The sequence below is a fragment of the Rhodococcus sp. 320_ES genome (assembly GCF_059691855.1).
On the sequence record NZ_JCAWAG010000004.1, the window covers coordinates 656,479 to 662,996 of the forward strand.

8 protein-coding genes and 1 pseudogene are annotated in these 6,518 nt (G+C 66.2%); 5 read left to right on the top strand and 4 right to left on the bottom strand.

Annotated elements, in window-relative coordinates; translation table 11 throughout:
* Nucleotides 1-885: an amidohydrolase family protein gene (locus AC59JP_RS17535; RefSeq protein ID WP_497327068.1), complete on the top strand. Its 885-nt coding sequence runs from the start codon at nucleotides 1-3 to the stop codon at nucleotides 883-885.
* A 33-nt stretch (nucleotides 886-918) separates the two neighbouring features.
* Nucleotides 919-1,252: pseudogene (locus tag AC59JP_RS17540) on the top strand (VOC family protein).
* Nucleotides 1,253-1,263: 11 nt separating this feature from the next.
* Here the strand turns inward: AC59JP_RS17540 and AC59JP_RS17545 are convergent.
* Together AC59JP_RS17545 and AC59JP_RS17550 are read right to left on the bottom strand one after the other, a co-directional pair.
* Nucleotides 1,264-1,599 (bottom strand): YidH family protein, encoded by a 336-nt coding sequence (locus AC59JP_RS17545; RefSeq protein WP_497327069.1) that lies wholly within the window; start codon nucleotides 1,597-1,599, stop codon nucleotides 1,264-1,266.
* Nucleotides 1,600-1,665: 66 nt separating this feature from the next.
* Nucleotides 1,666-2,301, bottom strand: coding sequence for a TVP38/TMEM64 family protein (locus AC59JP_RS17550; RefSeq protein WP_497327070.1), 636 nt, complete (start codon nucleotides 2,299-2,301; stop codon nucleotides 1,666-1,668).
* Nucleotides 2,302-2,414: 113 nt separating this feature from the next.
* On the opposite strand from AC59JP_RS17550, the gene AC59JP_RS17555 reads away from it, so the two are divergent.
* From AC59JP_RS17555 to AC59JP_RS17565, 3 genes are read left to right on the top strand one after another with little or no spacing between them, the layout of a single operon-like run.
* Nucleotides 2,415-3,545: an LLM class flavin-dependent oxidoreductase gene (locus AC59JP_RS17555; protein WP_497327071.1), complete on the top strand. Its 1,131-nt coding sequence runs from the start codon at nucleotides 2,415-2,417 to the stop codon at nucleotides 3,543-3,545.
* Nucleotides 3,542-5,359, top strand: coding sequence for an FAD/NAD(P)-binding protein (locus AC59JP_RS17560; protein ID WP_497327072.1), 1,818 nt, complete (start codon nucleotides 3,542-3,544; stop codon nucleotides 5,357-5,359). Before AC59JP_RS17555 ends, AC59JP_RS17560 begins: the two co-directional genes overlap by 4 nt.
* On the top strand, nucleotides 5,359-5,718 hold the full coding sequence (locus AC59JP_RS17565) for a VOC family protein (protein ID WP_497327073.1): 360 nt from the start codon (nucleotides 5,359-5,361) through the stop codon (nucleotides 5,716-5,718). The genes AC59JP_RS17560 and AC59JP_RS17565 overlap by 1 nt, the downstream gene beginning before the upstream one ends.
* Nucleotides 5,719-5,735: 17 nt before the next feature.
* Here the strand turns inward: AC59JP_RS17565 and AC59JP_RS17570 are convergent, their stop codons facing one another.
* Both AC59JP_RS17570 and AC59JP_RS17575 read right to left on the bottom strand, forming a co-directional pair.
* A complete protein-coding gene (locus AC59JP_RS17570) occupies nucleotides 5,736-6,116 on the bottom strand; it encodes a VOC family protein (RefSeq protein ID WP_497327074.1) in 381 nt (126 codons plus the stop codon).
* Between the two features lie 117 nt (nucleotides 6,117-6,233).
* Nucleotides 6,234-6,518, bottom strand: a 285-nt coding sequence (locus AC59JP_RS17575; protein ID WP_497327075.1) for an HNH endonuclease signature motif containing protein, incomplete at its 5' end; no start/stop codon positions are given.

Genomic DNA, 6,518 nt, shown 5'->3' on the forward strand with positions numbered 1-6,518 from the left:
ATGCCGTACACGCCCGCTCTCGATCTCGACGCGCTCGTGGCCATCGACGTACACACCCACGTCGAAGCCGATGACGCGCACCACTGTTCGCTCGATCAGGAGTTGCTCGACGCGTCGGCGAAATACTTCAAGGCCGGAACGAACCGGACCCCGACCGTCGACGACCTGGCCACGTATTACCGCGAGCGGAACATGGCGGCCGTGGTGTTCACCGTCGACGCGCGGACCGCGTTGGGCCATCCACCGGTGTCGAGCGAGGAGATCGCGGCGAAGGCAGCCGAGCATGCGGACGTGTTGATCCCCTTCGGTTCCGTCGACCCTCACAACGTGCAGGAGGCAGTCGCGCGGATCGGAATCCTGGCGCGCGACTACGGTGTTCGCGGAATGAAGTTCCACCCGAGCCTGCAGGACTTCGAACCGAACGACCAAAAGTACTACCCCATCTACGCCGCGTGCGCGGAGCACGGACTCGTGACGCTGTTCCACACGGGCCAGACCGGCATCGGCGCCGGATTGCCCGGTGGCCGCGGCATCAAGCTGCGGTACTCGGACCCGATGCTCCTCGACGACATCGCGGCCGACTTCCCGACGCTCACCATGATTTTCGCGCATCCGTCCGTGCCGTGGGTGGACTCGTCCATCTCCATCGCGACGCACAAGGCGAACGTCTACATCGATCTGTCCGGGTGGTCGCCGAAGTACTTTCCGCCGCAGTTGGTCCGCAACGTCAACTCGCTGCTCAAGCACAAAGCGCTGTTCGGATCCGACTTCCCGGTGCTCACCCCCGACCGGTGGATGAAGGACTTCGCCGACCTCGGCATCAAGGACGATGTGGTGCCGTTGATCATGAAGGAGAACGCGATTCGAGTACTCGGGTTGCGGTAGGTTCCGGTGATGCCCGGGCAGTTCACCATTCAGATGATCACCGTCGACTGCCTCGATCCCGGTCGGCTCGGTGCGTTCTGGTCCGCGGCCACCGGTCGTCCGATCGTGGCGGACTACGACGCTTTCGTCATGGTCGGAACCACACCGACGCTCGGGTTCCAGCGGGTGGACGACCCGACTCCGGGCAAGAACCGCATTCACCTCGACGTTCATCGACGAGCGCGAGCAGACCGTCGCCCGCCTCGTGGAACTGGGAGCCACCGAGCACGACACTCGCACCATGCCCGAGGCCGGTCTGGAATGGACGGTGATGAGCGACCCCGAGGGGAACGTGTTCTGCGTCGCCGAGCCCGGGGAGCAAGGTTAAGCGCTGCAGGGTCAGGCGAAGGCCGCCACCACCGTCACGGCCGCGGCCACGAAGGACACCCCACCGATCGCAATGGCCACCACCCAGAGATCGGTCGACGACGGCATGTCGGCACCGGACTCCAACGCGCGCTTCACCGTCAGCCAACGACGAAGACCCGTCACGGCGACACCGACCGCGGCGAGCAACAGCACGAGACCCAACGTGGTTCGCACTGCGGGGGTGCTGAATTCGGGCACCAGGTGAATCATCGCGATACCGCCGGCCAAAAGGCCGAGAGCGGTTCTCATCCACGCGAGAAACGTCCGCTCGCTGGCGAGAGTGAAGCGTTCGTCCGGTCTGCTCATGGCGTGGCTCCCTACTGTCGCTCGGCTGCTTCTGGCGCGCCCGGCTGTTTCATTCGCTTGGCTGTTTCATTCGCTTGGCTGTTTCATTCGCTTGGCCGCCAGGCCGGCACCGACCGCGATCAACGCCACCGCGGCCACGGCGACGAGGAACGGCCACGACAGCGGCGAGGTGCCGTACGCCCCCAGCGCGGTGTAGCCGACGGTGGCCGGAACGATCCCGAGGGCGGTGGCGAACACGTAGTCACGCTCGCGCACCGCGCTCAGGCCCGCGGCGTAGTTCACGGCGACCAGCGGGAAAATGGGCACGAGCCTGATCAGCAGGACAGAGAGAAATCCGCGTCGACCGATCATCGAGTCGATCGCGGTGACGCGAGCCCAACCGACCCGCGCGACGGCGTCGCGGCCCAGCCATCGGGCCAGGCGGAACCCCACCCACGATCCGACGGTCGCCGCCACCAGCACCACCCCCGCACCGACCGCCAGCCCAAAGAGCAGTCCACTGGCGATGGTCAGGGCGCTGGCCGGGAAGGGCGTGAGCGTCACCAGCACGTAGACGGCGACGAACGCGGCGATTCCCCCCGCCCCGGCGGCCGCCACCCGTTCACGCAACGGTTCGGGGTCGGGGATGTCGAACGTCAGAGCCGCGGCCACCGCGGCGACAACGAGGATCAGCGCGAGGGCGGCTTTCGCTCGGGGCTGCACTGCACCAGCCTGTCACGGCGACTTCGAATCGTCCTGCGCGGAACCGTTGGCCGCACTCGGAAGATTCGGAAGGGTGAATCGGTTACCACTTGCAGCAGCCGAGGAGAGTCACCGTGCGCTTTCAGATACTCGACATCATCTTCAACCCACCGCACCCGGTGACCGGTGCGGTGGTGTCGGCTGCGGACCGACTCGACCGGGTGATCGAGATGGCCGTGCTCGCGGAGGATCTGGGGATCGACTCGTACTCCGTCGGAGAGCGGCACGCCGGTGATGTCCTTTCGTCCAGCCCGACGGTCGTTCTGGGCGCGATCGCGCAGGCCACGGACCGGATACTTCTGTCGACCGGCGTGACCGTGCTCTCGGTGCTGGACCCCGTTCGGGTTGCCGAAGACTTCGGCACCATCGACCAACTCAGCCGAGGGCGAGTCGAGATCGTCGTCGGCAAGGGCAACGAGGTGTTGCAATACCCACTGTTCGGGCTCGACTTCGACAAGCAGTACGAGTACCTCACCGAGAACTACGAACTCCTGCGCCGGCTCCTTCGTGAGGAGCACGTCGACGCGGTCCTCACTCACCGCCATTCACTGACGAACGCCACGACCCTGCCTCGCCCGTTCGACGGTCCGTTCCGAATTTGGCACGGGTCGGCAACGTCCACGCACGCGGTGGACCTGGCCGCGAAGTGGGGTGACCCGATCGTCACTGCGAACGCGTTCCAGCCGAGGGAGAATTACAAGGTGCTGATCGACCGCTACCGCGAGCAGTACCTCGCACATGGCCACGACCCGGCCAAGGCATACGTCGGGTCCGGTTCCGGCGGCCTGTTCCTCGCGCCGACCACCGAGGAGGCGACGGCAGAGTTCCGGCCCATTTACGAGGGCGTCGTCGCGCAGATGGACAAGCGCGTGCACGCACAGGGAGCGGTGGGGAAGACCACGAGTTTCCGCACCATCGAGGAGGCGGTCGATCGCGGACCTGCTCTCGTCGGATCGTCGCAACGGGTCGCGGAGAAGATCGTCGACTACTACGCGAGCTACCGCCACGATCTGCAATCGGTCTCCATCAACCACGTGCTGGACTTCGAGAAGCAGAAGGACACGTTGCGTCAGTTCGCCGAGGAGGTCGTTCCACTCGTGCAACGCGAGCTCTCGCCGACGACGCTGTGGACCGTGGACGACGTGGACCGCGCCGCCGGCTTCACCGCCTCCGGATTCGCCACGGCCCAAGCGAGTCTCGCGTGAGAGTGGCCATCGTCGGAGCAGGGCCTCGAGGCACCGGGATTTTGGAGCGTGTCATCGCCCGCGCGGCCACCGACTCGGCTCCGGTCCACATCGACGTCGTCGATCCCTATCCGCCCGGCTCGGGTCGGATCTGGCGTAAGAATCAGGACTCGTTGCTGTGGATGAACTCGGTGGCCGCGGACGTCGCCATGTTCACCGATCCGACGTCGAGCGTGTCGTCTCCGGTCGATCCCGGTCCGACGCTCGGTGAGTGGGTCCTGTCCCACCGTGACGAGCTGTCGAAGATTCCTCAATTGCGCAGTGAGCTGGACGGTTTCACTTCGACATCGTTCGCCACCCGCACTCTGCACAGCCACTATCTGGCGTGGGTGTTCGAGCGGGCGCTCCGGGCTGCACCCGACCACGTCACGGTGGAGGTTCACCGTGCCGCGGTGGTCGACGTGACGGACGACGGTGATCGCCAGCTTCTGACGCTCGACGACGGCTCCACTCTCGAGGCCGACAAAGTGGTTCTGGCACAGGGACATCCGGACTCGTCCGAGTCCGTGCGCGAGAAGGGTCTGCGCACCTACGCGTTGGAGAACAACCTGGTGTACGTGGGTCCCGGGTACACCGCGGACCTCGACCCGTCACCCGTCGCGGAAGCAGAGCCGGTCCTGGTCGCCGGCATCGGACTCGCGTTCGTCGACTGGATGGTGCTGCTCGCGGAGTCGCGCGGCGGACAGTTCCGGCGCCACGAGACCGGGTCGCTCGCCTACACACCGTCCGGCCGTGAGCCGATCATGTACGTCGGATCGCGCCGGGGGGTTCCGTACCACGCCAAGATCTCCTACTCGATCGCCGACGCGCGGCCTCCGCTTCCGAAGTACTTCGCGGCGGACGCGTTCCCCGGTACCGGACTCCTGGACTTCGGCACCGAGGTGTGGCCGCTGGCCGCCAAAGAGCTTGCGGGAGCGCATTATCACGAGTTGTTCCGCTCGCACTCGGAGCGCACGTCCGGATCGTGGGAGGACTTCGAGGCGGTGTTCGCCGCGCACGATTGGTCGTCGCCTCGGATTCGCGAACTGGAAGAGGAGTTCGTTCCGAAGCGGGAGGACCGCATCGATCTTCGAACCCTGGACCGCCCTTTGGACGGTGAGACCTACAGCGGACTCGACGAGGTTCAAGCACGGGTGATCGCCTACGGCGACGACGACCTGGCCCGACGCGCCGATCCCCGCTGGAGCAGCGACGCCGCCGTCTTCTCCGCGTTGCTCTCCGTCTACGCAACCGTCGGCGAACTCGTTCGGACGGAGCGACTGTCGTCGGACACCGTCGCCCGCGATGTGGAGGGATGGCTGCACTCGTTCTTCAGCTTCGTGGCCAGCGGGCCGCCTCCCGAGCGTCTCGAGCAGATGCTGGCGCTCGCACGCAGCGGTGTGATTCGGTTCCTCGGGCCGAACACACACTTCGGCACCGAGGACGGTCGATTCGTGGCGCGGTCGGACGCACATCCCGACGTCGTCTACGCCCGCGCGTACATCGAAGCGCGACTGCCGATTCCGAGTATCGAGTTCAGTGGCGACCAGCTACTGCGGACACTCCATTCACGTGGAGCCGTTCGAGAGATTCGAGCATCCGCGACCTCTCCCGCCAAACTCTCGGTCGACGGACGGTCACGGCTGGTCGACGCTGCAGGTCACGCGCACCCGAGACGGTTCGCCGTCGGCCCGTGGGTGGCCGGTCATACCTGGTCGGGCGCGTTTCCTCGTCCCGGCATCAACGCCGGCTTCTTCAGGCACAATGACGCGGTGGCCGAGGAACTGCTGTCCTGATGCCTGTCTTGGGAGTGGGCGGGTTCTTCTTCCGTGCGCGGGATCCGGAGACTCTGAACGCCTGGTACCGCGAACATCTCGGTATCGGCCCGACCCCGCCGGACGAGTACGCGTGGAGCACGCAGGGCGGCCCGCTGGTTTTCGCGCCGTTCGAGGCGTCGACGGACTACTGGTCGGCGGACAAGCAGGTAATGATCAACCTGCGGGTCAGCGACCTCGACGGCCTGCTGACGTCGTTGCGAGCGAGCGGAATCGAAATCGTCGTCGACCCCGAGTGGGACACTCCAGAGTCCGGCCGGTTCGCTCGCATCCACGATCCGGAGGGCAACGCCATCGAATTGTGGGAACCGCCGGCCTGATCGTTCTGCCCGGGACGTCAGTCCAGACAGAACTCGTTGCCCTCGACGTCCTGCATCACCATGCAGGACTCGTTCTCGGTGTCGGCCGGCAGTAGCCGCACCCGGGTCGCTCCCAGTTGGACCAGCCGCGCGCACTCCGCTTCGAGCACTGTGAGCCGCTCGGCACCCACAAGGCCGGCACCGACCCGAACGTCGAGGTGCAGCCGGTTCTTGACCGTCTTCCCCTCGGGAACTTTCTGGAAGTAGAGCCGCGGTCCTGTGCCGGCGGGGTCGGTGGCGGCGGCCCAGTCTTCGTCCGACCGCACGTCCATCTCGTACTCCAGCACCGCACTCCAGAAAGACGCGACGGTCGAGGGTGCCGCGCAGTCGAAGGTGACCTGGAACTCTCGCGCTGCCATATGTCCGATCCTAAGACTCGCTGCTGCGTCGATGCGGGCCTTCGAGCACGCCTTCTGGCCCCGGCCGGGTGTCCGGTCGGGGCTGCGAGGCCGCTGCGGTGTTTCAGGTGTGGCGGTTCAGGTGTGGAGGAGTTCGGCGGGGTGATGGGCGTGGTTGACCCGGCCGTCGGTCATGAACGGATCGGCGGCGTTGTGATGCCACAAAGTCCGCCCCGACTGCGGATGCTCGGGCGGGGCGACGGAGGTGCGGAACTGGTGCGGTTCGGTGCCGTGCAACCGGTGGTGCCGCGGGCACGCGAACGCGAACGCATCGGCATCGGAATTCCCGCCGTCGGCCCAGTCGTCGATGCGGTGATGCGCCTCGCAGTAATACGCCACCGCGGTGCACTCGGGGAAGGTGCA

What these genes read in the sequence shown, in the direction of transcription:
- AC59JP_RS17545 (WP_497327069.1), bottom strand. Translation starts at nt 1,599, where the DNA reads ATGAGCAGACCGGACGAACGCTTCACTCTCGCCAGCGAGCGGACGTTT.
- AC59JP_RS17570 (WP_497327074.1), bottom strand. Translation starts at nt 6,116, where the DNA reads ATGGCAGCGCGAGAGTTCCAGGTCACCTTCGACTGCGCGGCACCCTCG.
- AC59JP_RS17565 (WP_497327073.1), top strand. Translation starts at nt 5,359, where the DNA reads ATGCCTGTCTTGGGAGTGGGCGGGTTCTTCTTCCGTGCGCGGGATCCG.
- AC59JP_RS17535 (WP_497327068.1), top strand. Translation starts at nt 1, where the DNA reads ATGCCGTACACGCCCGCTCTCGATCTCGACGCGCTCGTGGCCATCGAC.